Source organism: Neisseria mucosa (genome assembly GCF_013267835.1).
Lineage (GTDB): Bacteria > Pseudomonadota > Gammaproteobacteria > Burkholderiales > Neisseriaceae > Neisseria.
In genome coordinates this window covers 1,341,744-1,367,804 of the sequence record NZ_CP053939.1, presented here as the reverse complement: position 1 = coordinate 1,367,804, position 26,061 = coordinate 1,341,744, and the positions used below count along the sequence as shown (strand labels likewise).

Sequence of the window (26,061 nt, the reverse complement as noted above, 5' to 3'; positions counted from 1 at the left end):
ATCAAATGCTTTGGATAAGCAAAATTAAAAATTGGGCGGCGGTCAGGTATAAGCATTTGCGCCATAAGGAAAGTGCGCCGTTTATCCGTTGGGTCAAAGTACGGTTGCCTGAAATTTGGCGCAAACCGTTTTGCTGTAAGGATTGGTCAAAGTCTTCAGGCGAGTAGCGGTTGTCGGCAAAGTCTTGGAACACGCGGCGGTCGAAGTGAATGCGGATATGGCAGTACAACAAAACCGCTGCTAAGACGAGTTGCACCGCAAACCATGTGCCGCCATATTTTGCCGATAAGGCAAGCAGCAGGGCATTGCAGACGGCAATATAATGTGCGGTAGAGAGTAGGTGGGCAGTAATACGGCTATCGGTTGCGTTGTCCATCATTATCCTTGTTTTAAACGGTTGGCCGCAGCTTCGACTGCTTGGGCAGTGGCCGGCGATAATACCATTTGCGGCCGAGCCTGTTTGAGTTCGGCCTTCGCTTGCGCCAAGTCTTTGCAGCCACCATAGACCAGCAGCCACGTCAGCATCACTGCGGCACTTCTTCCATAACCTAAAGCGCAACATACCAATACTTTACCGTGTTTTTGGCGCAAGGTTTCCAATATCAAGGCCGTCTGAACCAAATCGTTTTCAGACGGCGTTGCCATATCCAGTAAAGGCAGAGCGCGATATTCTCCTTGATGGCTACGGCAGGGATATTCGGCGCATACATCCAATACCGCAGGCTGATGGTTTGAAATCCCTAAAACGCTGCCAATCCATACATTATGGTGGACTGGTACCGTTTTCGCTTTACCGCGTAACCAATACGCCATGTTTAGCCGTACGCCCACTAGATAAGGCAATAGTAAAACCGTCGCTGCTGCCGATAATTTACCGTTAGCCTGTTTTTGGAATACGTTTGCATTTCCAGTCAAATAGGCAAAAGCCACCATCAACAAAGACATGCTAATCCATATCAACCACAGCCACGCGCCACCCAGCAGCGCAGGTAAAGCCATCAAACACGCACCAAGTAAATACAGCAGCGCAATCTTTTGTGAGCGTGCATGACTCAAGCCCAGTTTTAGCGGTGAAGCCATCTGACGCGGGAAAGCCCACAACACCAGCCAGCCGAGCAATGCTCCGGTTGGCACGTCAATAAAATGATGTTGATAAGTCGTCAATACCGACAAAGCAATCAGGCTTTGCCATAAGAAAAGCGGCAGGCGGATTTTTGGAAAGCGCGTCCAATAAAACGCACCCACGATAATCGCCAACGCGATATGCAAAGATGGCGCTTGGTTGTACGGCAAATCAAATGCAGCCAATGAATCAAACAGCCAGCCCGACAGCCCATCGGCAGGCGGTTTAGACCACCCGAAACGCAGCGGAAACAGCACGAAGCAAAGAGTCGCAATCAGTTGGGCAGCTACAAGGTGCGCTACATATCGGTTTTGTTCATGTGTATCACGGCAAAGGAAAAATGCCGCGGCATACATCAGGTTTAGCGACCAATAAGGCACAATCGTCCATGCCCAAAACGGAATATTGCGCTCCCATGCAAAAGCGATTTCAGGCACATAGTCCAGCGATGCCGCAAAATGGTTGGACAGGCCGTAGCTGGTGTAGAACAGGATACCGACTGAAATCAGCTTGATTAGGGAGGTTTTGAGGGCGGGTTTCATGGATAGGTACATGGTTTAATAAGGCCGTCTGAAAGTTAAAAATTTGTTCAGACGGCCTATATTTTATTTCTTCACTGCCAAGCTCACGGTGAAAATACCGTCTTCGTCTATCCATTGATGGATTTTTTCAAAACCGGCTTTTTCAACCAGCTGATCCATTTCCTGTTGACTGCGGCGGCGCATTACCCAGTTTGGGCTGCCTGCTTTGTGGCTGGTCAGGGCGCGGGCAATCATTTCCAGTTGCGGATGCCAAGGTTGGCCGGTGTAAATCAGGTAGGCGCCGGTTTCAATGGCTTCGCCGAAGCCGTAGAGTGAGTTCAAAATTAAATCGTTGTCGGCAAACAATTCGTGCAGGCCGGAGACGATGCCCAGCGTTGGACGCGGCTGTAAATCGTGATAATTGGCGCGGTCGTAGGCATTGACTTCATTGAAGGTTACCGTGTTTTGCAAGCCGCGCTCGGCAATCAGTTTGCGTCCGGCTTCGACATTAATCGGGCTGTAATCGCGCAAGCGTACGGAATCAGGCAACGTATCGGTAGTCAGGGCATCCAATACATAGCGGCCATGACCGGATGCAATATCCAAAACGTGTACAGGTTTGCCTGCTTCACGCAGTTTGGCTGAGGCCGTCTGAATGGCTTTGCCGATATTGACTTTGCGTTGGCGGATGCCGCGCCAGCCGATGGCATTGAGATAGTATTTGTCCACCCATACACCGAAAGCGTTGCTGCCTTGCGGTTGATTGCGGTAGACGTAGTCCAGCGTGCTGCCTGAATCAAAACCTGTTTCTTGACCGATTCTCAAGCCTTCACTCCAGCGCGCACCCAGTTTGAGCGAGGCACGATATATTGCCCAAAATGCGCCGCGTGGCGAACAAATAGGCAAAGGCGTAGCCAGTTCGTCAGCTTCGCGGCGGCTGTCGCTGTACAAATGTGCTTGGGTTAAATCAACTGGTTGCAAAGGTTGGTTGAAACGCTCGCGGATAAAACGGCGCATTTCTACAAACGCAATTTCACGGTCTTGCTCGCCTAAAGTATCGTGGTAGAAACCGGGCAGGATATGGCGCTCTTTAATATGGCTGCCCAAACGATTGTAGAAATCGTGTTGCGGTTTGTGATGAACGACCCAATCGCTGCCTGAAATTAACAGTTGTACAGGCGTAGTAATCGCTTGTGCATCGGCAACGACGCGTTCGGCCGCTTCATATAAACCCAGCAGGATGCGCACAGAAATGGCGCGGGTAATCAGCGGGTCATTGTCGTAGCTTTTTTGACGTTCGACATTGTGGGTCAGATAGTGGGCTTTGACGTAGCTGTTGACAAAGAAATTGCCGCGCCATTTTTGCATGAGTTTCAAACCGGTACGGGCAAACGGAACATAGAGTTTGACTTTGAACGCAGGCGAAGCCAATACGGCGCAACGGATTTTCGGTGCGTAATCGTGCAACCAAGTAGAAACCAATACCGCGCCGACACTTTGCGCAATCACGCAGATGTTTTCAGGTTTGATGCCGTATTCGCTTTGAATGTGTCGGATAAAATCATCTACATCAGCAACCGAAGTGCCGATACTCGGACTATCGCCACGTTCACCGGGGCTGTAACCATGACCGCGCGCATCCCAAGCGAAATAGGAAAAATCGTTGAAACCCAGCTCATCCGCCACAAACATCATCCGGCCGGAATGCTCATGTCCGCGATGAAACAGCACAATGGCTTTATCGGAAGAACCATCGGCAGCAGGGCGATAGCGGTAGAAAAGCGAAGTCCCGTCTTGGGTTGAAAAGAATTTTTGCTGTTCGGACATGAGAAACTCCTAATAGTCATATTTTTTGAACAGTATCATGACATATCGAATAAATGCAATGATTATCCGATAGACGGATGAATGCAATGATGGAGAGATATGGTAAAAGATGGTTTCAAATTTCACTTAAAACTGATGACAGTGATTGTTAAAAGAGTTAGATAGAGGGCGTTTGGATAACCTTACAAACTACTACCGACATATCATCATAAACTTTTTGTTTCGCCATTAATTTACGAAATACAGTCAGACGGGACTTATCGTTATCATATTGTTGCCAAATTTTTTCTCTTATTTCTTCTGAAAGAGCGTCACTTAGGCCGTCTGAACAAAGCAGCAGGCTTTCTCCTGCTTTAAGCGTAAGCTCGACATGGCACATTTTGTCTTGGAAATCGGAATAATCTGCTACTAGATAAGAAGAAACACCGCCATATATGGTGGCAAACCCTTCTTCTTTTTTATCCGACAAACCATCCAGCAATTCGGAGAGTATCGAGTGATCTTGGGTCAGTTGCTTCCATTTTCCTTGTGTATCAATCAAATAGGCGCGGCTGTCGCCTACGCTGATGATTTTGGTTTTGCCGGTGGTTTGGTCGATTTCGGCGGCAACAAAAGTGGTTGAGGAACCAAAATAATCCTCTGCCAACTCTTTAGATAAAGCGGTTTGTACATGATTGATGGTTTGACGGCTGAGTTTGGTTGTATGGCTTAATAGGTGCATGGCTAATTTGCTGGCTTTTTCGGGACGATTGCTATTGGAAATGCCGTCGGCTATCCTGATGATAAAGCGTGGACGGGTTTCAAGACGTGTTTCAGCGGTTTTGAGTTTATATTGAAACACTTGCTCGCCGTTAAAAAGGGCATCTTGGTTGTGTTGTTTGTTGCTGCCGATTTGTTGGCAAAAGGTGATTTCGCAAAAGTTGTTCATGGTTTTTCCATTTGTTGGGTGAATATTCGCTGCAGGCTTTTCATTGTTTCTAACTCTCTGGATTTACACTTGAGCAATACGTTTGAAATTTGATGATTAAGGTTAAAGGCTGTCTGAACAGTTTTCAGACGGCCTTTACTGCGTTTAACCAAGCACTAATTAACTGCTAATTTTACTGTGTTTTAATACATCCATCGAAACCCGAATACACATTTGAAAAGGAAATCAAACATGAAAAAATTCTTATTGACCGCCATCGTTGCTTTGTCTGCCGCTACTGCCGGTGCCAGCGATTACATTGAACAAAAAATCTACAGCGACAAAAACTTCGAGCAAAATCGTGCTAAAGCCGTAAAAATATTGGAACAACGTGGCTATCAAGTTCACGATGTTGAAGCCGATAGCCGTCGAGGCCAGCCTGTGTTGGATATCGAGGCTTTTAAAGATGGTCGTGAGTACGACATTGTTTTGTCTTATCCTGATTTGAAAATTATTAAAGAACGCATCGACTATTAATATTTTGATGCAAAGCGGGTTGTCGCAGGACTTTGGGGTTCTGCGGCAGTTTGCTATTTAGGTATTTAAAGAATGTAAGCGGCATGTAAATTACCTAAAATAAATGAACTAAATATGCTTTTTATTTTCCATTTAATTCAAAGTGTTTGATGTTGGGAGTCATGATATGGATTTGAATGATTGGAAGGAAGACGGCCGGCAGAAGCAGATGGGCGACCAAGGCAGACCTTTAAACGGCGGTATATCTGCCGATTCCCAACAGGACGTTGATTTTTGGGATCGCGATCGAAACAATACTGTTGAAAACGAAGTTGGTGTTGCGGCTGAAGCGGTAGAAATTCAGGAGGCGGTAGAAGGTCAGGAAGCAGTTGAACATCCTGAGATGCCGTCTGAAAAAAGTGAAAAGAAAGCCAAACGCAAAAAAGACAAGGCGAAAAAGAAAAAAAATAAAGCCGAAGATTTGAATGCGCCTGATTTGTTGGGTACGAATAAGGGCGTGGAAACCATGTTCCGCAATGCCGTACGCTCGGAGATGGAATTGTTGGCGCTGGCGGCAACCAAAGCGAATATTATGATTTCGCTGAATGGTTTTATCGTGTCTGCACTGATGATTTCGGGTGCGTTTATTTTTTCATCGTCGCCCGAATTTCTGATTCCGGCCAGTACGTTTATGATTACTGCCGCCGCGTCTATCGTGTTTGCATTGCTTTCTGCTTCGCCGGAACGTATCGGCAAAATGCAGGCGGCGCGGACATGGTTTAAGGATTTTATCCGCGGCCGTTCTAAGCTGAAGGATTTGAAAACCCGTCTCAGCAGTACCGAAACGCGCTTTTTTGGCGGCAGCCAACCCAATATTTTGATTTATGAAGACCGTGTGAAACTGCAAAAAGATCAATATTGGGAAATGATGCAGGAGATTATGGGCGACCGTAAACAAATCTATGAAAAGATGAGCGACCATCTTTATTGGCTTGGTTTGTTGGCGGACAAACAGTTCAAATACATCAATTTGTCTTACGCGGTATTCCGCTGGGGCTTGCTGGCTTCACTGGTGGCATTTATCGGCGTGAAAACATTGCCGTCATTGCTGATACCGCCGGCCAACAATGCGGCAGAGCTGCGTTCGCTGGGAATCAATATGTTTAACGGTGTGTATGAGCCTTCCGCCGTACAACAGCTTCTGGACGGCAATTTGTTGATTGCGGAAGACGAACCCAACCATGCGTTCAGTATTGTCAGCATTGATAAAACCGGCAGGTTTGTGGAAGACGAGGCATTGGATACGCGCGTGATTACCGGTTTCAAACGCCGTCTCAGCGACTTGGAGGCTCTGGCGCGCGATGATGAAGGCTTTATCTACGCGCTGACTTCACATTCGCGCACCCGTAAAGGCAACCGTTCGCCCGACCGCGAACACCTGATGCGCTTTAAAATCCAAGACGGCAATGTGTTGGGGCTGACCAGTTACGACAATTTGACGCAGGTTTTGGAAACCGATCATAAGCTGCATGATTTGATTCGCGAGCGAACCAAGGCTGAAGTTTCTTTTGAAGAAATCAATATTGAGGGCATGGCGTTTGATCCGGTGAAAAAACGTCTCGTTTTGGGATTTCGTGATCCTGAGTTCAACAACATGGCTTTGGTCGCGTTTATCAGCAATCCGAAAGATGTATTTGAGCGCAACGCCAAACCTGAATTTGATGAAGTGGCGGTGATTGATATTGATGGCGGCGGTATCCGTTCCCTCAACTATGATCCTGTGTTGAAAACCTATGTGATTGCCAATGAAGTGAAGGATGAGAATGGACAGAAATTCTCGCAACTGTGGACTTGGAGCGGTAATCCGACCGATGAACCGCAAAAAATCTCTCTGCCTAATCTGCAACACATCACCAACGTTGAAGCCGTCGATTCGATTACCGTTAACGGCAAGCCGCAGATGATTTTGATGGGCGACGAAGGCAATGCTTCACAGAAAATTACTGCCAAGTATATGTTGGTAGATTACAGTCAACTGGGTAAACAGTAAGTTATCTTGGCTGACGGATAAAAGGCCGTCTGAAACCGATAGTTTATGGTTTCAGACGGCCTTCTTGTTTTCAGTAAAACAGGTTGATGGGTTTAAATACTCCAATCAATGATGATTAACCCAAGAACGTGGATAAATTTCAGACGGCCTTCAAGCCATTGATGACACGTTTGTAGCAGGTATAAACCAATGCCGCGCAGGCGAGCCACATAAGGATATAGAAAAGAGAATGGAAGCTGCCGGCGACTGCATACCATACGGCCAATGCGCCGATAAAGAATGCACGGTCGCTTTTGCCGAATGGCCCGTCATAACGCCGGCCGTTGCCGTGGATTTGCCCCAAAACGCCGCAAAACTCAGTCATTGCCGCCAGCCAAATAAACAGGGCAATTTGCACACCGCCGAAGGGCGCGATAAAGGCAAAAGGCAGATACAAAGCAGCATCGGCGACAATGTCGGTGATTTCATTCAAATAGCCGCCCAATGCCGATTGTTGACCGAACTCCCGTGCCAGCATACCGTCCATCGCATTCAGCGCCATGCGGACAAACAACCAGATCGGCAAAAGCCAGAATAATGTGGATACACCTGCAAACAATGCTAAAAGCAAACCGATCAAAATGGAAACGGCGCAGGCAAACAGGGTAACCTGATTGGCAGTAATGCCTTTTTGATACAGTCGCTTAACAATGGGGCGCAACAGGTTTTGAAATTTTGGTTTCAGGGCGTAGATGCTCATGATTATGCTATATAAAAGAAAATGAAGTGCCGTGATTATAGACGAAATCCGTTATAATCCGTCAATCTTCGAATCACGCGGTTCGCAAACCTCCCGCGTTAACAAAACTAGGAATTTACTATGGAAAAACAGCAGGCCCTCGTTATTTTTTCGGGCGGGCAGGATTCAACAACCTGCCTGATTCAGGCAATTCAAACCTATGGCCTTGAAAATGTGCAGGCCATCACTTTTCAATATGGACAACGCCACGCCATCGAATTGGAGCGCGCGCGTTGGATTGCCCAAGATTTGGGCGTGAAGCAGACCGTGCTCGATTTGAGCCTAATGCAACAGATTACGCATAACGCCTTGATGGATGATACGGCGGCGATTGAAACGGCTTCAGACGGCCTGCCCAATACATTTGTAGATGGGCGCAATGCTTTGTTTTTGCTTTATGCCGCCATTTACGCCAAAGGGCAGGGGATACGCCATATCATTGCCGGCGTGTGCGAAACCGACTTTTCCGGTTATCCCGACTGTCGCGATGTGTTCGTCAAGTCGATGAATGTTACGCTGAATCTGGCCATGGATTACGCTTTTCAAATCCACACGCCCTTGATGTATTTAACCAAAGCGCAAACTTGGGCATTGGCGGATGAAATGGGTGTGTTGGATTATATTCGCGAGCATACGCATACTTGTTATAACGGCGTGGTCGGCGGTTGTCATGAATGCCCGAGCTGTATTTTGCGCGAGCGCGGCTTGTCAGAATATTTGGAAAGCAAAAAGGCCGTCTGAATTAAGAGGGGCATCTATTTCCAATATCCAATTATACGAAAAGGCCGTCTGAACAATTCGTTTCAGACGGCCTTTGGTTATGTGTTTTGTTCTGCTTAGAACAGCAAATCTTCCGGTTCGCTGCTTGCCGGAGCCTCTTTCACAGGCGCAGAGGCCGGGGCAGTAGCCGGTTCGGAAGCGGCTTTAGGCTCCGAAGCAGGCGTCTCGGCAGGAGTGGTTGCCGGTTTGGCAGCTGGTTTTGCCGGTTTCACCGGAGTCGGACGAACGCTTTGTTTCGGTTCGGATGCTGCTTTGTTTGTATCGTCGGTAGCATCGACTTCGATTTCAGTGCCTTGAGGCAATACCACATCTTTAGCAGGAGCCGGTTTCGGCATGACTTTGGGTTTGCTGTAAGCATCCGTGCCGCTGGTCCATGCCAAAGATTTTAAAGGCGATTTGAGTTTCACGCCTTTGGCGCAGGTCAGACAGTTTGCCGCACCGGTGCGTCCTTTCAGGATTGCATCCACACGTGCGGCAGGAATGGTTTTGCCGTGCGCTTTTGCCCAAGCGGCAATGCTTTTTTTCAGGGCAGCCGTATCAAGGTTTTTCTTGTCGTACGGGTCGCGATAGGCAGCCAGCCACAAGTTTTGGTTGGCATCTTCGTTCAGGCTTGCCATTTGGTAGATAACGGAGGCAGGAGCACCTGTTGCGATGGTTTTGGCAAATTCCAATGCGTCAGGCGATTTCATGCGCACGCAACCATGGCTGCGGACGCCGGGTACGCTGGCAGGGGCATTGGTGCCGTGAATGCCCAGGCTCAATTTAGGGTCGCCAAGGCGGACAAATACGGGGCCCAGCGGGTTATTTGGGCCGGCCGGTACGCTTTTTACGCCGTCATTGCGTTCTTTTTGGATGGATTTAGGGATGTGCCAAACCGGGTTGTAGGCTTTGGCGCCGATTTTGTGTTCGCCCAGAGTGGTTTGGGTCATGGCTTTGCCGACGGCAACAGGATAAATTTTGCTCAGTTTGCCGTTGTCGTAGAGGAACAAACGCTGTTGCGTAATATTGATAACGACGTGTTGTCCGGAAGAGGCGGGAGAGACGTCTGGAATAAGTGTGTTTGCAGCAGCGGCCGAGGTCAGAAGGGCGGCTGTCAGGCTAAGGAATAATTTTTTCATGTCGTCTTTTTTTTGTAGGGATTGAAATGAAAGTTTTTGGCGCATGATACCTGAAACTCTGTGTTTTTGTGAGAAAATATGCGCTTTCGGTATTGGAAGGCAGTCAGACGGCCGGTAAGAGGCTGTCTGGCGGAAACGGTATGAGTGTGAAAGAACGGTATCAAGAGGCGGAAGTTTTTTCTTTGGATTATGAGGGCAGGGGTGTTGCCAGAGTCGATGGGAAGACTGTATTCATCGGCGGTGCGCTGCCCGGAGAGCGTGTAACGTTTGCCATTCATAAAGAAAAAAAGCAGTTTGCAGAAGCTCAGGTCGAAACGGTTTTAAAACCTTCTTCCGAACGCGTTGAGCCAGCTTGTTGCTATTTTGATACATGTGGAGGTTGTTCGCTCCAACATGTTTCCTTTGGTGCGCAAGTTGCATTAAAGCAACGGATTTTAGAAGAACAATTGGAGCGGATAGGTAAGGTCAAACCGGAGATAATTTTGCCTCCTTTATATGGTTTCTCCTGGTATTATCGCGATAGGGCACGTTTAAGTGTTGCAGTGGATAACAAAGGCCGTCTGAAACTCGGTTTTCAGGCTAAAAAAAGCCATGATGTCGTCAATATCCGCCATTGTTCTATTTTGCCTAAACATGTTTCCGATAAATTGCCTGATGTCCGAAATTTGCTGCAAAAGCTGCATGATGACGGTGTAAAAGTGAAATTTGTTGAGTTTTATTGCGGGAGAAATGTGACCGTACTCAACATTCGTTTCGTAAATCAACCGTTTGGACAAATATTAAGCGAATTGCGTAATTGGTTTGATAAGATATTGTCGGGTGCTGAAAAAGCATGGCAAATATGGCTGCAGGATCATGTCGAGTCCTTGCCGTTTTATCCCGAGAATGCGCCTGCTCTGAACTATAATTTTGCTCAATTTGACGTGGAAATGCCTTACAAACCGGGTGATTTTACGCAGATTAATGCGCAATTGAACGAAGTGATGGTGGCAAGGGCGGTCAGGCTTTTAAACCCTCAAAAAGGGGAGCGGATTGCCGATTTGTTTTGCGGTTTGGGCAATTTCAGTTTGCCGCTGGCGAAAAGTGGCGCATCGGTTGTCGGTATTGAAGGCGCCGATTATTTGGTCGATAGGGCAAGGGAAAATGCCCGCCTGAATCGTTGTGCCGAGAATATGACGTTTTCTGTTGCCGACTTGTTCGATACCGATGAAAAAACTGTTGAGTCATGGGGAAAATTTGACAAGATGCTGCTGGATCCGCCGAGAAGCGGGGCTTATGCTGTTGTCAAATCGCTACATAAACCGTTTTTGCCCCAAAAGATAGTATATGTTTCATGCAATCCATCAACATTTGCACGGGATGCCGGTGTCTTGGTGGATAAGGGCTATAAGTTTAAGGCGGCAGGAATCATGAATATGTTTGCACAAACCTCGCATGTTGAATCCATCGGTGTGTTTGAGTTGTAAATTGGTATCAAGTCCTTTATGTGAGTAGGGTTTTTAATGTAAAAATGAGTGCATTCATGTTATCATCATTCGTTTGGGGAATTCATAACGTTGAAGTTGCGTGTAAAGCAACAGATGTTAATAAATGCAGTTTGCAGCACAAGACCGGGAGGTGTTCTTGAACTATCAACTTTTAACTATTTTTTTGCTGGTGCTTTTTTTGCTGGTGTTGTTTTTTGTTCGTCATAAACAAAGTAGCGAACAAAGAGGCAACTCAGGCAAGCAAAGCACACATGCATCAAAAGGCGGCCATAAATCTGCCGCTCATACAGCCTCCTCTGAGGATGGAAACGACTGGATTGAGAAAGTCAATCAGACAGTTTCCAATGTGGATAATCAAGATTGGGAATGGGGCGGAAGCGGCTCAAGCAATGCTACGGCTTCTGTTTCTGCACAAGAAGTCGATCCATTGACCGAATACCAGGTTTATAAACAATTCGGTTATGAGAGTAAGGCTGCAGAGTCTTTGGCCGGTTATCTCAATACCTTGGAAGACGGTGCGCCGGAAAAACTGGTTCATGAATTAATCGGTTTGAATCTGCGCGTCGGCAATATCGACATGCTCGCAGATACGCTTGAGCGCCATAGTGCTTCCCTTTCTGAAGACAGTGTTGCCGAATACTTGAAAGCCGGTCTGGCTTTGGATTCAACCAACCTGCGCTTGCGCGTTTTTGCCGAACATCATCTCGGTTGGAATATGCAGGAAGTGGATCGTCAAATTGGCGAACAAAGCGGTTTGGAAGTTGCTTCCGATGAGCATATTGCCTTTGAGAACGATTCGGCCGAACGCATTGTCATGCCAGGTATGGGCAAACGCGCGCCTATCGTATTAGGCAAGAAAGACTTTGGCGAAATCAGCCCTGAAGAGATGGGTGCGGTGATTGGTTTTGCCAAGCCGGAGCGTAGTGCAAAAATCCTGAAAAACAAGATTAGTTACGAGACTGCTTTGCATCAATACAACAAAGCAATCCAAACTTCTGCGAAACCTGCTGGTCTCATTATCGATGCCTTGCGTCTGGATTATCAGAATGAAGAAGTAGGGCAGTTTGCCAAGCATCTGTGGAAGCTTTACCACTCTTTGGGCCAATATGGCCGTCAAGTAAAAGAACGTATGCTTGGTTGGGGTTATAGCCTTGGTTATCACGAAATTTTTGATGATTTGGAAAAAGGGCCGTCTGAACAGCAAATTAAAGAGATTGGTTTGAAGCGCGGTTATATTCAGCCAAGTTCTTTGCAGATGAAAGCCAAATATCGCGATTTGGTTCAAAAAGATTCTTCTGTCATCAGTGCAAGCTCTTCACCTGCTGATGAAGCTCTGAAAGAAGTGGAATCTCTGTTGGCTTACGGTCAGTTGGATTTGGCTATCAGCACTCTGGAACAAGCTGTTTTACAGTATCCTCAAGAATCGCAGCTGTACATCATCTTGTTTGATTTGTACGAACGCGTCGAAGACTGGGGACGTTTAGAACAATTCCTGCGCCTGTTGCGCGAGCGTGTTGTCAGCCTGCCTGAAGAGGTTGTCTTGGCAATGAGCCGTCTCTTGCAACGAATGAACCAATATTCAAAAAAATAAGATAATCGTAGAAAGTACGAGTAATGAATAATCATTTACCAAAAATTAAAACCATACGGGTTATGTTACAGGAGATGGGTGAGCAACAGCAGGCGGTATTCCGTATGGCATTTAAAATGCACAATACGACGAATTACGTCATCGTTTCTCCTGATTCTGATGAAAAACCGGATTTGGTATTGGTTGATACCGATACGCCGGCAGGTGTAGAAGCTTGGAAAGAGTCGAAGAAAACTTATCCGGAAGTACCTGTGGCGATGTTTTCTTCCGAGTTGCCAACCGTAACGACTCCTTATTTGGCCAAGCCGGTTAAATTCGATACCTTGTTTCCTGTTTTGCGCAGCCTGGCTCAGGGCGGGAATGTTTTTGAGCCGTCTGAACAACAAGCGGCTGAAGAGAATAAAGGACAATCAAATTCTGATGGCGCAAGAAAAGCCACCATTCGCCGATTTAATCCAAATAAAGGCTTGTTGGGTGCGTTGAAATTTGCCAGTCAAGGACACCAAGATATTGCCGTCTTGCATGAAGGCAAGCCGATATTGATCGTGTTTCCTAGTATCCAGCGAGTACTGTTGACAGTCAGCGCCAATGAGTTGGAGAAATTGTGTAAGAACGATAACTTGGCTGTCGTGTGTAAGGCCGTTCCTGATAATCCTCAATGGAAAGAAAAAGCCAAAGTTACCATTATGTCATGCTTGTGGCAAATGGCTATTTGGACTGCATCAGGCCGTCTGATTTATCCGATGACGCCGCAAACTGTCTTTACACTCAAGCGTTGGCCAAACTTAACCCGTTTGGCGCATGTTCCGGAATCTATGCGTTTGTCGGCATTTCTGACGAAAACATCCGTTAATCTGAATGTTCTCTATAAAGTCATGCCATTAGAGATGCCTGATATTTTGAATTATTTATCGGCAACATATATAACAGGCTTTTTGGCGACAGATACAGAGTTTGCAACAGATGCGAACAATACGCCTTCCTTGAATGAACAGATTGATGTGAATAGCAAAGACGTACCTGAAACAGCAATGAGCAAAGAGGCTCAAAAAGTTGCCGGTCCGTCTAAAGAACAACCTCGCGGCCTGTTGCAACGCCTGATGCGTAAGTTGCTGGGTAAATCGTAAAGGACACGTCATGAAAGAAAATAAAATTATCTTTACCGGTCCTGTTGGCGTAGGTAAAACCACTGCAATTTCAGCTTTATCTGATGAACCGCCAGTTCAAACCGATGCATCCGCATCCGATATGACACTTGTCCGCAAGGGGTACACGACTGTGGCAATGGACTACGGTGTCATTCATTTGGATGAGGAAACCAAGGTTCACCTTTACGGTACGCCTGGTCAGGAGCGTTTTAATTTTATGTGGGAAATTCTGAGCCAAGGCAGTATGGGCTTGGTGCTTCTTTTAGATAATACAAGAAGCAACCCATTGAAAGATTTGCAATTCTTCTTGGATGCGTTCCGAGAGTTGCTAAAAAAAGCGCCTTTGGTTGTAGGGGTAACGAAGATGGATATCCGCTCCTTGCCAAGCGTAGATGTTTATCAAAAATATTTAGCACAGAATAATTTTAATGTACCGGTTTTTGAGATTGATGCACGTCGAGAAGACGATGTAAAACAATTGGTTACTGCCATGTTGTTCTCAATTGACCCCGGATTAGAGGTATAAGATGGAAGCGACACTCTCTTTACAATCAAATTTATATCCTAAGATTACACCGGCAGGTGCGTATTATGCCGTTTCAAGCGATACGCCTAGTGCCAGCAGAACTTTATTGTATGGTTTGTTACGCGCAGAGCCGTCTGAAACCATCAGCAGTGAAAAACTTTTGGCGTGGGCAGACACCAGCGATATCAATACCGCTTTAAACCTATTGTATCGCCTCCAACGCTTGGAGTTTTTGTACGGTGACGAGGAAATCAGCACAGAGGACATCCATCTGACTGACGAACAATTACCGACATTATTGGAACAGTTGTCTAATTCTGGCAAAGCTTTGTTGGCTGATGAAAACGGCTTGTATTTTGCCAATGCCAATTTCCATCACGAGGCTGCGGAAGAATTGGGCCTTTTGGCGAGCGAAGTGGCCAAAATGGAAGACAATCACCGTCTTTTGATTCGCAATAACCTGCATATCAATAATAGCGCATGGGGTATTTGTGATCCTTCAGGCCAAAGTGAATTGACCTTTTTCCCTCTGTATATTGGCATGACCAAACTGATTTTGGTAATTGGCGGCATGCCTGACTTAAATAAAGAGGCTTTTGTTACTTTGGTTAAAGTGCTGTACCACCGATACGGCAGCCGTTGATTTTTGCCTGACCGATATTTATTTTAGAATGGAGCGACTATGCAACAACTATTAATCTCTGTATTAAGCGATTTGAACAATACCTCTGCGGATATCACTGCTTCTGCAGTTATTTCTACAGACGGCCTGCCAATCGCAACCATGCTGCCTTCGCATTTGAATGCAGACCGTGTGGGTGCGATGTCGGCAACGCTTTTGGCGTTGGGTAATCGTTCCGTACACGAGTTGGCTTGCGGTGAGTTGGATCAGGTAATGGTTAAAGGTAAAAATGGCTATATTCTGCTGAGTCAGGCAGGTGAAAATGCAGTGTTGGCATTGATGGCAAAAGAAAGCGGTAAATTGGGTTTGATTTTGTTGGATGCGAAACGTGCGGCCAAACAAATTGCTGAAATCTTATAAAAGTTTTATAAATTAAAAAGATATAAAAATATTTTTGTTTTTATATAGATTGTTGCTTGACAGGTTTCTGATATTTTCTATATAATCTCATCTTTAATTCCCCGATAGCTCAGTCGGTAGAGCGACGGACTGTTAATCCGCAGGTCCCTGGTTCGAGCCCAGGTCGGGGAGCCAGATTTGAAAACCACCATCTTGTATGGTGGTTTTTGTTTTATCTATTGGTTAATATTTTAAGATATTTTGATGATAATTGATTAAATGATTACACTTAATTCATCAGCCTTTATAGGAACAAATCATCAAGGTTACATCACAACCATCCATGTGAAAAGTGGAAAAGACTTTTGGAGATCTATAAATCGTAGCAATCCAAAAGATAAAACAATTTATGAAGTAAAATAATTTATGAAAGGTTAAAAATGATTTACTCAGCAAAGCTAAAAAAAATGGATGAAATAATTGAGGAATTTGCATATTTTTCTATAGAAAATAACGACCTATATTGTTTCCTCGATTATTGTCCAATGGCTATTGAAGTAAATAAAGTTTACAATGTGGAACTTGACTATTTCATTGTTGATAAGTTTATATTGGAAGAGGTTAATACAGATGAATCTGTTATTATTCCTTTTGAAAGAATAGGTGATAGTGCACAATATAAGATAACAGGTAGGCTAGATGGCAATACATTTACAGCTGGAAATATTTGCTTTGTAGATGATGCTCTTCAATTAAAATATTCTTATTTAGATGGCAGATTAATTACTTTAACTGTATGGAGATTAAATATATCCGTAATTTCTGAAAGAATATAATCGTTATATTTTCTAAGAAAATTATTGTCTATATAAACCGTGCCGTCTGAAAAAATCCCAATTTTTTAGACGGTTTGAGACCTTGGTAAAAAAAAAATAAATTTTCACTCAGGCATTTAGGGGATTTCTTATAAGAATCTTCTTTCAGCAAACCGAACAAACCATAATCACCAAATATATCGACCGATTCCTTTTGTTAACGCTGGAGAAAGTGATTTGTTGGCAGCTGTAGGCTGTTTTTAAAAGAAAATATGCTGTCGGACTTTGCCTTTCTTTCGTCAAACTGATAAACTGTTTGCCATTATTTTTGACCGGGGCATAAATTTTTCATGAAAGACGCAGAGCAGAGTAGTTGTTATACCGCTTCTTTCCCTTTATTTATGCCCGAAATTTGGCAGTCTGTCCGTTTTAAGCGGAACGGCTGCCTTTTTGTATTTTAAAGGAACGCAATCATTATGGATTTCAGTTGGTTGGCCGAGCCGCATACTTGGATAGGCTTTGCCACGCTTCTGGTTTTGGAAGTTGTTTTAGGTATTGATAACCTTGTTTTCGTAGCGATTTTGGCAAACAAGGTCAAACCGTCGCAACGGGATAGGGCGCGGATAACGGGCTTGGGTTTGGCTGTCGTTATTCGGATTTTCATGTTGGGCTTCATGGCGCACATCATGACGCTGACACGGCCTTTGTTTGAGTTAGGCGGCTTGGAGATTTCCGGCAAAGACATGATTATGTTTGCCGGCGGTATTTTCCTGCTTTATAAAGCGACTACCGAGCTGCACGAGCGCCTTGAAGGCCACAATCAATTTGCTGTTGCTGAAGGGCAGAAGAAGCATTCTTCCTTTTGGGGCGTTGTGGCGCAAATCTTGATTTTGGATGCGGTTTTTTCTATCGATTCTGTTATTACGGCAGTGGCGATGGTGGATCATATTGTGGTGGCAATGGGTGCAGTGGTTGTGGCGATGACGGTGATGATTTCTGCCAGCAAACTGTTGACTGCCTTTGTGGACAAGCATCCGACCGTTGTGATGTTGTGTTTGGGTTTCTTGTTGATGATTGGTTTCAGCCTGATTGCGGAAGCCTTCCATTTCCATATTCCGAAAGGCTATTTGTATGCGGCGATCGGCTTCTCGATTTTGATCGAACTGTTTAATCAGGTTTCGCAAAAGAATGCCCGCAAAAATGACTACATCAGTACCTCTTGGCGTAAGCGCACCGCTGAAAATGTGTTGGGCATGATGGGTATCCGCGAAAGCATTTTGGCAAAAGCAGGCGATAATGGCGGCGATGACGAGCATTTTGAAGAAAACGAAAAATCCATGATTCGCAGCGTGCTGACTTTGGCGGAGCGTCCGATTATGGGTGTGATGATTCCGCGTCGGGAAATCGAGAAATTGGATATTTCCCAAAGTCGGGAAGAACAAAATGCGCAGTTGAAAAATACGCCGTATAGCCGTTTGTTGGTTGTCGGTAAGGCAGGTGTAGATGAGCCTTTGGGCTATATCAGTAAAAAAGATTTGCTGAACCAGCTGCTTGAATCGGGAGAAATCAATATTCAGACGGCCTTGCGCCAGCCGTTGATTTTGCCGGACAGTACGACGGCGTTGAATGCGATTGAATTGTTCCGTCAAAGCAGCGCGGATTATGCCTTGGTGGTGGATGAATTTGGCGCGGTGTTGGGTATGGTGACCATGAAAGATTTGTTGGAAACCATTGCCGGTGAATTCCCCGAGGAATTCGAGCGTGAGGAAGAAGAGGCTGCTCCAGCCAGTCAGGATGAAACGCTGTCTGTGGATGGTGCATTGGAGTATGTGGAATTGGCTTCTCAATTAAGTCTGCCTGCCCAAGAGGAAGACGCTGACTTTCATACCGTTGCCGGCTTAATTATGGAAGAGTTGCAAAGTATTCCTGATGTAGGCGATTTTATCAATTATCACGGTTGGCGTTTTGAAGTGGTCGAGAAGGACGGACAACGGATTGCCCGTGTGAAAATCAACCGTTTGCCGGAAGAAGAATAAGTAGAGGCTAATTAATATAGATAAGGCCGTCTGAAAATGTTCAGACGGCCTTTTTATTTATCCGACTTTAGTTGCCGTAATGTCCAGAGCCTAAAATTCGGTGTGAATGTGCGCCGGTCGCATGGTGGGGATTGCTCGGAACTTGATTGCACCAACAGGCGGCAAGCCAGGCAAAAGCGGCGGCTTCGACCCATTGCGGGTCAAGATGGAGCTTGGCTGTGCTGTGCAATTGGGTGTCGGGAGAAAACAGGGTTTCCAAGTCTTGCATCAAAACCGGATTGCGGATGCCGCCGCCGCAGATATAAAGATGATGAATCGCCGGGGCAGCTTGTTTGGTCGCGTCAAAAATGGTTTGTGCGGTATAAAAGACCAATGTGCGCATGACGTCTTCCGGCTTTTCATCACCTTTCAGACGGCCTTGAAGCCAGCTTAGGGAAAACAACTCTCGGCCTGTACTTTTCGGATAGGGGCGGCTGAAGTAAGGATGGTCGAGCAGGGAAGCGAGCAGGTCAGGGAGGATTTCGCCTTGTGCGGCTTTTTCCCCATTTTTGTCGTAAGACTGCTGCCAAATATGTTGCATCCATGCATCCATCAACATATTGCCGGGTCCGGTATCGAAGCCGAAAGAAGGGCCGTCGGGCGGGAGGATACTGATATTGGAAATGCCGCCAATATTAAGTACGGCACGGGTTTCATTTACGTCTCGAAACAGCGCTTCGTGAAAGGCTGGGACGAGGGGCGCACCTTGGCCGTTGCAGGCAAGGTCGCGGCTGCGGAAGTCTCCGACCGTGAAGATGCCGGTCAGCTCGGCCAATAGGGGGAGGTTGACCAGTTGAATGCTGTAACCGTGTTCAGGCGCGTGGCGGATGGTTTGTCCGTGGCAGCCGATTGCGGTAATGTCTTTGGCAGACAGGTTTTGCTCTGTCAACAGTTGCTGTACGGTTTGGGCGTATAGGCGGCTGAGTGTTTGCGCCAGGATATTGCTTCTGTGCAATTCATTTTCGCCTATGTCTTGCAGTGCCAACAATTCTTGGCGCAGGCCGTCTGAATAGGGTAGAAAGCTATGGGCGACGGCGCGTTGCCATTGTTTACCCTGCATTTGAATCAGTACGGCATCGGCACCGTCCATGCTGGTTCCGGACATGATGCCGATATAGTATTGGGGTTGCATTTCGGTTACAGAAAGAGAAGGTAAAACGACATTTTAACGCCTTTTGACGTTTTTACGGGAATTTCGGCATTTAATGTAAATAGTTGGTGCAAGAAAGATTACAAAGAGGTTAAAATAGCGCGACTCAACATGTTTTCCAAAAGGAAACTTTCCATGGCTCAAACTCAGTCGAGTGCGAACTTGAAGCTGATTAATACGGCTTTCGCCGCTATGCTTGTGAGCATGGTCGGCTATTTTATTTATTGGGGCCTAGGTTATACCCATTACAACCATTCCGGCCTGTTTATCCTTGCCACCTTTTTCGGCGTCTTCATGGCGTTTAATGTGGGCGGTAACGATATTGCCAACTCTTTCGGTACAAGTGTCGGCTCCGGCACATTGACCATTCCGCAAGCTTTGCTGATTGCGGCGGTATTTGAAGTCAGCGGCGCAGTGATTGCCGGCGGCGAGGTAACAGATACCATCCGCAAGGGTATTGTCGATTTGAATGCGATGCATTTGGATCCGATGCAGTTTGTCTTTATTATGATGTCTGCGCTTTTGGCTGCGGCATTGTGGCTGCTTTTTGCCTCGCACAAAGGCCTTCCTGTCTCAACGACGCATGCCATTATCGGCGGTATTGTCGGTAGTGCATTGTGCATGGCGACGTTAAACGGCGTAGATTCCGTTGCATTGATTCAGTGGGATAAATTGGGTGAGATTGCCTTGTCTTGGATTTTGTCCCCGGTTTTGGGCGGCATCGTTTCCTATCTGTTGTTTTCACGAATCAAGAAAAATGTTTTGGATTACAACTCTTGGGCCGGCAATACGCTGAAAGGCATCAAACTGGAGAAGAAAGCCTATAAAGAAGAGCACCGCCAGTTTTTTGAGGCCTTGAGTGAATCTGAAAAAGTCGAATACGCCACTAAAATGGCGCACGATGCCCAAATTTATGATGAGCCGGACTTTGATCCCGAAGAGTTGCAGTCTGAGTATTATCGCGGCCTATACCGCTTTGACAGCCGTAAGGGCGAAGTGGATTCTTACAAAGCCCTGCATTCCTGGGTGCCGTTTATTGCCTCTGTCGGCGGTATGATGATTGCGGCCATGTTGATTTTCAAAGGTCTGAAAAATCTGCATTTGGGCATGAGCAATGTCAACAGCTTCCTGACCATTTTCATGATCGGTGCGGCTATTTGGATGGGTACGTTTGTATTTGCCAAAAGTTTGAAACGCAAAGATTTGGATAAATCGACTTTCCAAATGTTCTCATGGATGCAGGTGTTTACCGCTTGCGGTTTCGCATTCAGCCATGGTGCGAACGATATTGCCAATGCGATTGGTCCGTTTGCCGCGATTATGGATGTGCTGCGTACCAACAGCATTACTGCTCAAAACGCCGTGCCGCCGATTGCCATGTTGACTTTCGGTATCGCTTTGATCGTCGGTTTGTGGTTTGTCGGTAAAGAAGTGATTAAAACCGTAGGGACCAGCTTGGCGGAAATGCACCCTGCGTCAGGTTTTTCTGCAGAGCTTTCTGCCGCCGCCGTCGTGATGGCCGCATCATTTATGGGCTTGCCTGTTTCCAGTACTCATATCTTGGTGGGTGCAGTTTTGGGTATCGGTTTGGTTAACCGCAATGCCAACTGGAAATTGATGAAACCGATCGGCCTTGCTTGGGTCATTACCTTGCCTGCCGCTGCCGTTTTGTCTGTTGTCAGCTATTTGGTTTTGCAAGCCGTGTTTTAACTGAGTGCTTGATTGAAAAAGGCCGTCTGAAAGATAGATTTCAGACGGTCTTTGCTTATCTTTATAAGGGGTAGTTTTCAGTTTGTTTTAGAGATGCATAAATCATGCTTTTCAATGTTTGAACTGATACAAGAATAATCAAGATGATAGAGAAATACCTTATTGGGAATATTTTAGAAAAGATTTTTGGTTTCAAAACTTGGCTTAGTGAGGGCAAACAAAGTTATTTTTAATCAGTCCACTATAAGGTTAAGGCAATAAAAAAGCCCCAATTCATCGACGTTAAAGATGTCGTATTGAATTGGGGTCTCTATTTATTTAGTGCAAGCCTTATCAGGCCGTCTGAACATTATTCAGCAGCGTTGTTGGTCTCCTCAGCTTGAGTAGGGGCCACTTCTGCTTCAGCGGCAGCTTTAGCGGCTTGGCGTTCGGCTTGTGCAGCCAATGCCTGTTGAACGGCAGGATGCTGTTGGGCGATGGTTTGCTCTTCTGCGCTGACTTCGCCTTTGAAGCGGTTGTTTAGGTCGAAACGTTTGCCGCCGCGGGCCAAGGCTTTCAGATAGCGTGGGCGGCGGCAGTGGTTGGCCAGTACGCGTGCAATCAGTGCAGGATCGTATTGGGGCAGGGCGGCAACCAAATCTTGGTCGATGCCGACAGCCAACGGTTTGAATCGTTTGAACACATCATATTTGCCGTAAATGTGGTCGGCAATCATGTCTGTTTGTTTTTTCTTGCTCATGGTTTGGACGGCAGATTTCAGTGCAGCGCCCAAAGCGGTTTCTTGTGCCATTGCGGTTGTATTCCTCTAATCTAAATCCGTATTTTCTTCATACGGCAATAAGGTGCTATTGTAGTATAAAGACTGTGATTTGGCTAAATTTTTCTGAGAATATTCAGAAATAAACGGTTATTTTCCCAGTTTGGCGATGTCCGGTGTATTGACCTGTACATCGGCATTTTGTGCACGATGGCGTAAGGCGTGGTCAATCAATACCAATGCCAGCATGGCTTCGGCAATCGGAGCAGCGCGTAATCCGACGCAGGGGTCGTGGCGGCCGTGTGTGGCAAGCTCGACAGGATTGCCTTCTATATCGATGCTGCGGCGCGGTGTGGCGATGGAGCTGGTCGGTTTGATGGCAATATTCACATGAATGTCTTGCCCGGTGCTGATGCCGCCCAAGATGCCGCCTGAGTGGTTGGATAGAAAGCCTTGTGGCGTGAGCTCGTCGCCGTGCTCGCTGCCGCGTTGCGTTACGCTATCAAAACCCGCGCCGATTTCTACACCTTTGACGGCATTAATGCCCATCATGGCATAGGCAATTTCTGCATCGAGGCGGTCAAAAACAGGTTCGCCCAAGCTGACGGGGACATTAACCGCTTCGATATGCAGTTTCGCGCCGACAGAGTCCAATGCTTTGCGCACGCTGTCCATATAGTTTTCCAAGTCCTCAATTTGGCTTTGGTTGGCGGCAAAAAAAGGATTTTGGGAAATATATTCGTAACCTTCAAACTGGATTTCTTTTTCGCCTACTTGGGTAACGTAGGCGGTAATTTCCGTGCCGAATTTTTCTTTCAGCCATTTTTTAGCGACTGCTCCGGCGGCAACACGTGCGGCGGTTTCGCGGGCGGAACTTCTACCGCCGCCGCGGTAGTCGCGTGTGCCGTATTTGTGCCAGTAGGTGTAATCGGCGTGTCCGGGACGGAAACTGGTGGCGATATTGCCATAGTCTTTGCTGCGTTGGTCGGTATTACGGATCAGGAGGGCGATGGGGGTGCCGGTGGTTTTGCCTTCAAATACGCCGGAGAGGATTTCGACTTGGTCGGCTTCGCGGCGTTGGGTAACGTGGCGGCTGGTGCCGGGTTTGCGGCGGTCAAGGTCAAACTGGATATCCGCTTCGCTCAATTCTAATCCGGGCGGGCAGCCGTCGATGATGCAGCCCAAGCCTGCGCCGTGGCTTTCGCCGAAAGTGGTAACGGTAAAGATTTGTCCGAAAGTATTGCCTGCCATAGGGATACTCTTTTGAAATTGGGTTTGGAAATTTTTTGTTTGGATAATTCTCAGGCCGTCTGAACAGACGTGAGAACGAAATCAAAGATTCTCGTTTCACTGTTCAGACGGCCTTTTGAATTGACTGCTTAGTTCAATTTACCGTGGCACTGTTTGTATTTCAGGCCGCTGCCGCAAGGGCAAGGATCGTTGCGGTGAACAATCAGGCCGTTTTGAGCAAGTGCTTCAGGGCTGAAGTCGGTACCGTCAGGATCGAATGCTTCGGTCACCAAATCGGTTTGCGATTGGCCGAGCAATTCTTCCATATCGGGCGCGTCGGAGTGGACGGTTTGAACATCACTGACGCTTTGTGCGGCAGTGTGGTCGTATTCGCTGTTGCGCTCGATTTGAACGGCAGTCAGCAAAGCGGCAATGTTTTGTTTGATGCTGCGCCACAGGTTTTCAAACATGATGAAAGCTTCACGTTTGTATTCTTGTTTCGGATTTTTCTGAGCATAGCTGCGTAGATGGATGCCTTGGCGCAGGTAGTCCATGGCGGCGAGGTGTTCGCGCCATTGGTTGTCGATAACTTGCAGCATAACGTTGCGTTCGAAATCCGACATGGCTTGTTTGCCGACCAATTCGACTTTCTCGGCATATTCGTCTTCGATGCGTTTGATGAGACGCTCTTTAATGTCTTGGTTGTCCAAAGTGCTGTCTTCTTTCAACCAGCCTTTAATATCGACATGCAGGCGGAAATCGGCGGCAAGTTGGTGCTCAAGTGCCGGAATGTCCCATTGCTCTTCCATGCTGTCAGGCGGAATGTGGTAATCAACCAAGTCGCTGATAACGTCGGCGCGGATTTCGCGGGTCAAATCGCTGACGTCTTTAGTTGTCAGGATTTCGTTGCGTTGATGGTAAATCACTTTACGTTGGTCGTTGGCAACGTCATCGTATTCCAAAACCTGTTTACGCATATCGAAGTTGCGGCCTTCGACTTTACGTTGCGCGCCTTCGATTTGACGGGTCAGCAGGCCGTGTTCGATGGCAACGCCGCGCTCGGGTGCCAGGCGGTTGAGGATGGCGGCGGCACGGTCGAGTGCGAAGAGGCGCAGCAATGGGTCTTCAAACGACAGATAGAAACGGCTGGAGCCGGGGTCGCCCTGACGGCCTGCACGACCGCGTAATTGGTTGTCGATACGGCGGCTTTCGTGGCGTTCCGTACCGATAATGTGCAAACCGCCTGCGGCCACAACTTGGTCGTGTTCGGTTTGCCAACCGCTTTCAAGGGCGGAAATTTGCGCTTGTTTTTGCTGTTCGCTCAGGGTTTCATCGGCGTGGATGGCTTCGATTTGATGTTTGAGGTTGCCGCCCAAGACAATATCGGTACCGCGGCCGGCCATGTTGGTGGCAACGGTAATTGCGCCGACTTTACCGGCTTGGGCCACAATCAATGCCTCGCGCTCGTGTTCTTTGGCGTTGAGGACGTTATGTGGCAGACCGGCTTCGTGTAACAAACGGGAAACCAGTTCGGAGTTTTCGATGCTGGTGGTACCGACCAAAACCGGTTGGCCGTTTTTGTGACATTCGGCGATGTCTTTGACAACGGCTTCAAATTTTTCTTCGGCCGAGCGGAAGATTTGGTCGTTGAAGTCTTTACGTTGTACCGGACGGTTGGTCGGGATGATGACGGTTTCGAGGTTGTAAATGCTTTGGAACTCGAAGGCTTCGGTGTCGGCCGTACCGGTCATGCCGGACAGTTTGCTGTACAGGCGGAAGTAGTTTTGGAAGGTAATGGAGGCAAGCGTTTGGTTTTCGCGTTTGATTTCTACGCCTTCTTTGGCTTCAACAGCTTGGTGCAAGCCTTCGGACCAACGGCGGCCGGCCATCAGACGGCCTGTGAACTCGTCTACAATCACGATTTCGCCGTCTTGAATGACGTAGTGTTGGTCTTTGTGGAACAGGGTGTGTGCACGCAATGCCGCCATGAGGTGGTGCATCAGGGAGATATTGGCGGCAGAGTAGAGCGAGTCGTTTTCCTGCAATAAGCCCATTTGGGTCAGGATTTGCTCGGCGTGTTCGTGACCGGCTTCGCTCAGAATAACTTGGTGTGCTTTTTCATCTACCCAGTAATCGCCTTCGCCTTCTTCGGTTTCTTGGCGGATAAGGTGGGCCGGAACAGCATCCATCACGCGGTAGAGCTGGATGTTGTCATCTGCCTGGCCGGAAATAATCAGCGGCGTACGCGCTTCGTCGATCAAAATGGAGTCCACTTCGTCGACAACGGCAAAGTTCAATTCGCGCTGAACTTTGTCGTATTGGTCAGTCACCATATTGTCGCGCAGGTAGTCGAAGCCGAATTCGTTGTTGGTGCCGTAAGTAATGTCGGCACCGTAAGCGGTTTGGCGTTCGAAAGGTTGCAAATCGGCTACGATCACGCCGACGCTCAAGCCTAAGAAATTGTACAACGGCTCCATAATGCCTGCGTCACGGGAGGCGAGGTAGTCATTGACGGTAACGACGTGTACACCTTTTCCTGACAATGCATTCAGGTAAACGGCAAGGGTAGCCACCAATGTTTTACCTTCACCGGTACGCATTTCGGCGATTTTGCCATGGTGCAGGACCATACCGCCGATCAGCTGTACATCGAAGTGGCGCATGCCCAATACGCGGCGGGATGCCTCGCGGCAGACGGCAAAGGCTTCGACCAAGATGTCGTCCAGGCTTTGTCCGTCGGCGAGACGTTGTTTGAATTCGGCTGTTTTAGCTTGCAGTTCTGCATCGCTCAAGGCCTGCATTTGTTTCTCAAGCGCGTTGATTTTGGCAACGGATTTACGATATTGTTTCAGCAGGCGGTCGTTGCGGCTGCCGAAGATTTTCTTAGCAATGTTTGTCAGCATGAATAATTCCTGCGCCTTGATATAATAG

The 26,061-nt window shown here is 47.1% G+C and carries 22 protein-coding genes, 1 tRNA gene and 1 riboswitch; of the genes, 13 read left to right on the top strand and 10 right to left on the bottom strand.

Annotation, left to right across the window (positions count from 1 at the left end; translation table 11 throughout):
• Position 1 precedes the first annotated feature (1 nt).
• The 4 genes from FOC66_RS06415 to FOC66_RS06400 form a co-directional block, all read right to left on the bottom strand.
• Positions 2-376 carry a hypothetical protein gene (locus tag FOC66_RS06415; protein ID WP_003748759.1) on the bottom strand — a complete coding sequence of 125 codons (375 nt, stop codon included), beginning with the start codon at positions 374-376 and terminating at the stop codon, positions 2-4.
• A gap of 2 nt (positions 377-378) precedes the next feature.
• Complete coding sequence (locus tag FOC66_RS06410; RefSeq protein ID WP_231288108.1) at positions 379-1,665, bottom strand: phosphatase PAP2/dual specificity phosphatase family protein; 1,287 nt, start codon at positions 1,663-1,665, stop codon at positions 379-381.
• A gap of 63 nt (positions 1,666-1,728) precedes the next feature.
• Positions 1,729-3,471 (bottom strand): bifunctional alpha/beta hydrolase/class I SAM-dependent methyltransferase, encoded by a 1,743-nt coding sequence (locus FOC66_RS06405; RefSeq protein ID WP_003748755.1) that lies wholly within the window; start codon positions 3,469-3,471, stop codon positions 1,729-1,731.
• A 157-nt stretch (positions 3,472-3,628) separates the two neighbouring features.
• The gene (locus FOC66_RS06400; RefSeq protein ID WP_003748753.1) at positions 3,629-4,399 is read right to left on the bottom strand and encodes a PP2C family protein-serine/threonine phosphatase; all 771 of its coding nucleotides are present in this window, start codon (positions 4,397-4,399) and stop codon (positions 3,629-3,631) included.
• Between the two features lie 231 nt (positions 4,400-4,630).
• Here FOC66_RS06400 and FOC66_RS06395 point away from each other — a divergent pair, with 231 nt between their 5' ends.
• Positions 4,631-4,915: a PepSY domain-containing protein gene (locus FOC66_RS06395; RefSeq protein WP_003748751.1), complete on the top strand. Its 285-nt coding sequence runs from the start codon at positions 4,631-4,633 to the stop codon at positions 4,913-4,915.
• 382 nt (positions 4,916-5,297) lie between these two features.
• On the top strand, positions 5,298-6,944 hold the full coding sequence (locus FOC66_RS06390; RefSeq protein WP_430438934.1) for a Pycsar system effector family protein: 1,647 nt from the start codon (positions 5,298-5,300) through the stop codon (positions 6,942-6,944).
• A gap of 139 nt (positions 6,945-7,083) precedes the next feature.
• Here the strand turns inward: FOC66_RS06390 and FOC66_RS06385 are convergent, their stop codons facing one another.
• On the bottom strand, positions 7,084-7,683 hold the full coding sequence (locus tag FOC66_RS06385) for a CDP-alcohol phosphatidyltransferase family protein (protein WP_003748744.1): 600 nt from the start codon (positions 7,681-7,683) through the stop codon (positions 7,084-7,086).
• A gap of 71 nt (positions 7,684-7,754) precedes the next feature.
• Positions 7,755-7,800, top strand: a riboswitch (PreQ1 riboswitch).
• A 3-nt stretch (positions 7,801-7,803) separates the two neighbouring features.
• Between FOC66_RS06385 and queC the strand changes: the two genes are divergently transcribed.
• Complete coding sequence (gene queC, locus FOC66_RS06380) at positions 7,804-8,463, top strand: 7-cyano-7-deazaguanine synthase QueC (protein ID WP_003748743.1); 660 nt, start codon at positions 7,804-7,806, stop codon at positions 8,461-8,463.
• A 95-nt stretch (positions 8,464-8,558) separates the two neighbouring features.
• On the opposite strand, the gene FOC66_RS06375 is transcribed toward queC, so the two are convergent.
• Entirely contained in the window at positions 8,559-9,620 is a 1,062-nt protein-coding gene (locus tag FOC66_RS06375; protein ID WP_036494034.1) for a L,D-transpeptidase, read from the bottom strand.
• Positions 9,621-9,760: 140 nt separating this feature from the next.
• Here FOC66_RS06375 and rlmD point away from each other — a divergent pair, with 140 nt between their 5' ends.
• From rlmD to FOC66_RS06330, 9 genes are all read left to right on the top strand, one after another.
• Entirely contained in the window at positions 9,761-11,086 is a 1,326-nt protein-coding gene (gene rlmD / locus FOC66_RS06370; protein WP_003748740.1) for a 23S rRNA (uracil(1939)-C(5))-methyltransferase RlmD, read from the top strand.
• A 124-nt stretch (positions 11,087-11,210) separates the two neighbouring features.
• Positions 11,211-12,698 (top strand): hypothetical protein, encoded by a 1,488-nt coding sequence (locus FOC66_RS06365; RefSeq protein WP_003748738.1) that lies wholly within the window; start codon positions 11,211-11,213, stop codon positions 12,696-12,698.
• Between the two features lie 23 nt (positions 12,699-12,721).
• Entirely contained in the window at positions 12,722-13,825 is a 1,104-nt protein-coding gene (locus FOC66_RS06360; protein WP_003748735.1) for a response regulator transcription factor, read from the top strand.
• Between the two features lie 10 nt (positions 13,826-13,835).
• Entirely contained in the window at positions 13,836-14,372 is a 537-nt protein-coding gene (locus FOC66_RS06355) for a GTP-binding protein (protein WP_003748733.1), read from the top strand.
• Between the two features lies 1 nt (position 14,373).
• Positions 14,374-15,015, top strand: coding sequence for a hypothetical protein (locus tag FOC66_RS06350; RefSeq protein ID WP_003748732.1), 642 nt, complete (start codon positions 14,374-14,376; stop codon positions 15,013-15,015).
• Positions 15,016-15,054: 39 nt separating this feature from the next.
• Entirely contained in the window at positions 15,055-15,414 is a 360-nt protein-coding gene (locus FOC66_RS06345; protein WP_003679682.1) for a roadblock/LC7 domain-containing protein, read from the top strand.
• Between the two features lie 98 nt (positions 15,415-15,512).
• A tRNA-Asn gene (locus tag FOC66_RS06340) sits at positions 15,513-15,588 on the top strand.
• Positions 15,589-15,833: 245 nt separating this feature from the next.
• Positions 15,834-16,229 carry a hypothetical protein gene (locus FOC66_RS06335; RefSeq protein WP_036494005.1) on the top strand — a complete coding sequence of 132 codons (396 nt, stop codon included), beginning with the start codon at positions 15,834-15,836 and terminating at the stop codon, positions 16,227-16,229.
• Between the two features lie 455 nt (positions 16,230-16,684).
• Positions 16,685-18,244 (top strand): TerC family protein, encoded by a 1,560-nt coding sequence (locus FOC66_RS06330; protein WP_003748729.1) that lies wholly within the window; start codon positions 16,685-16,687, stop codon positions 18,242-18,244.
• A gap of 67 nt (positions 18,245-18,311) precedes the next feature.
• On the opposite strand, the gene FOC66_RS06325 is transcribed toward FOC66_RS06330, so the two are convergent.
• Complete coding sequence (locus FOC66_RS06325; RefSeq protein WP_003748727.1) at positions 18,312-19,415, bottom strand: anhydro-N-acetylmuramic acid kinase; 1,104 nt, start codon at positions 19,413-19,415, stop codon at positions 18,312-18,314.
• A 153-nt stretch (positions 19,416-19,568) separates the two neighbouring features.
• Between FOC66_RS06325 and FOC66_RS06320 the strand changes: the two genes are divergently transcribed.
• Entirely contained in the window at positions 19,569-21,143 is a 1,575-nt protein-coding gene (locus FOC66_RS06320; protein WP_003748724.1) for an inorganic phosphate transporter, read from the top strand.
• Between the two features lie 349 nt (positions 21,144-21,492).
• On the opposite strand, the gene FOC66_RS06315 is transcribed toward FOC66_RS06320, so the two are convergent.
• The 3 genes from FOC66_RS06315 to secA form a co-directional block, all read right to left on the bottom strand.
• Complete coding sequence (locus FOC66_RS06315) at positions 21,493-21,933, bottom strand: ProQ/FINO family protein (protein WP_003748722.1); 441 nt, start codon at positions 21,931-21,933, stop codon at positions 21,493-21,495.
• A 117-nt stretch (positions 21,934-22,050) separates the two neighbouring features.
• The gene (gene aroC, locus FOC66_RS06310; protein ID WP_003748720.1) at positions 22,051-23,151 is read right to left on the bottom strand and encodes a chorismate synthase; all 1,101 of its coding nucleotides are present in this window, start codon (positions 23,149-23,151) and stop codon (positions 22,051-22,053) included.
• 128 nt (positions 23,152-23,279) lie between these two features.
• A complete protein-coding gene (secA, locus tag FOC66_RS06305; protein ID WP_003748718.1) occupies positions 23,280-26,033 on the bottom strand; it encodes a preprotein translocase subunit SecA in 2,754 nt (917 codons plus the stop codon).
• Positions 26,034-26,061: the final 28 nt, after the last annotated feature.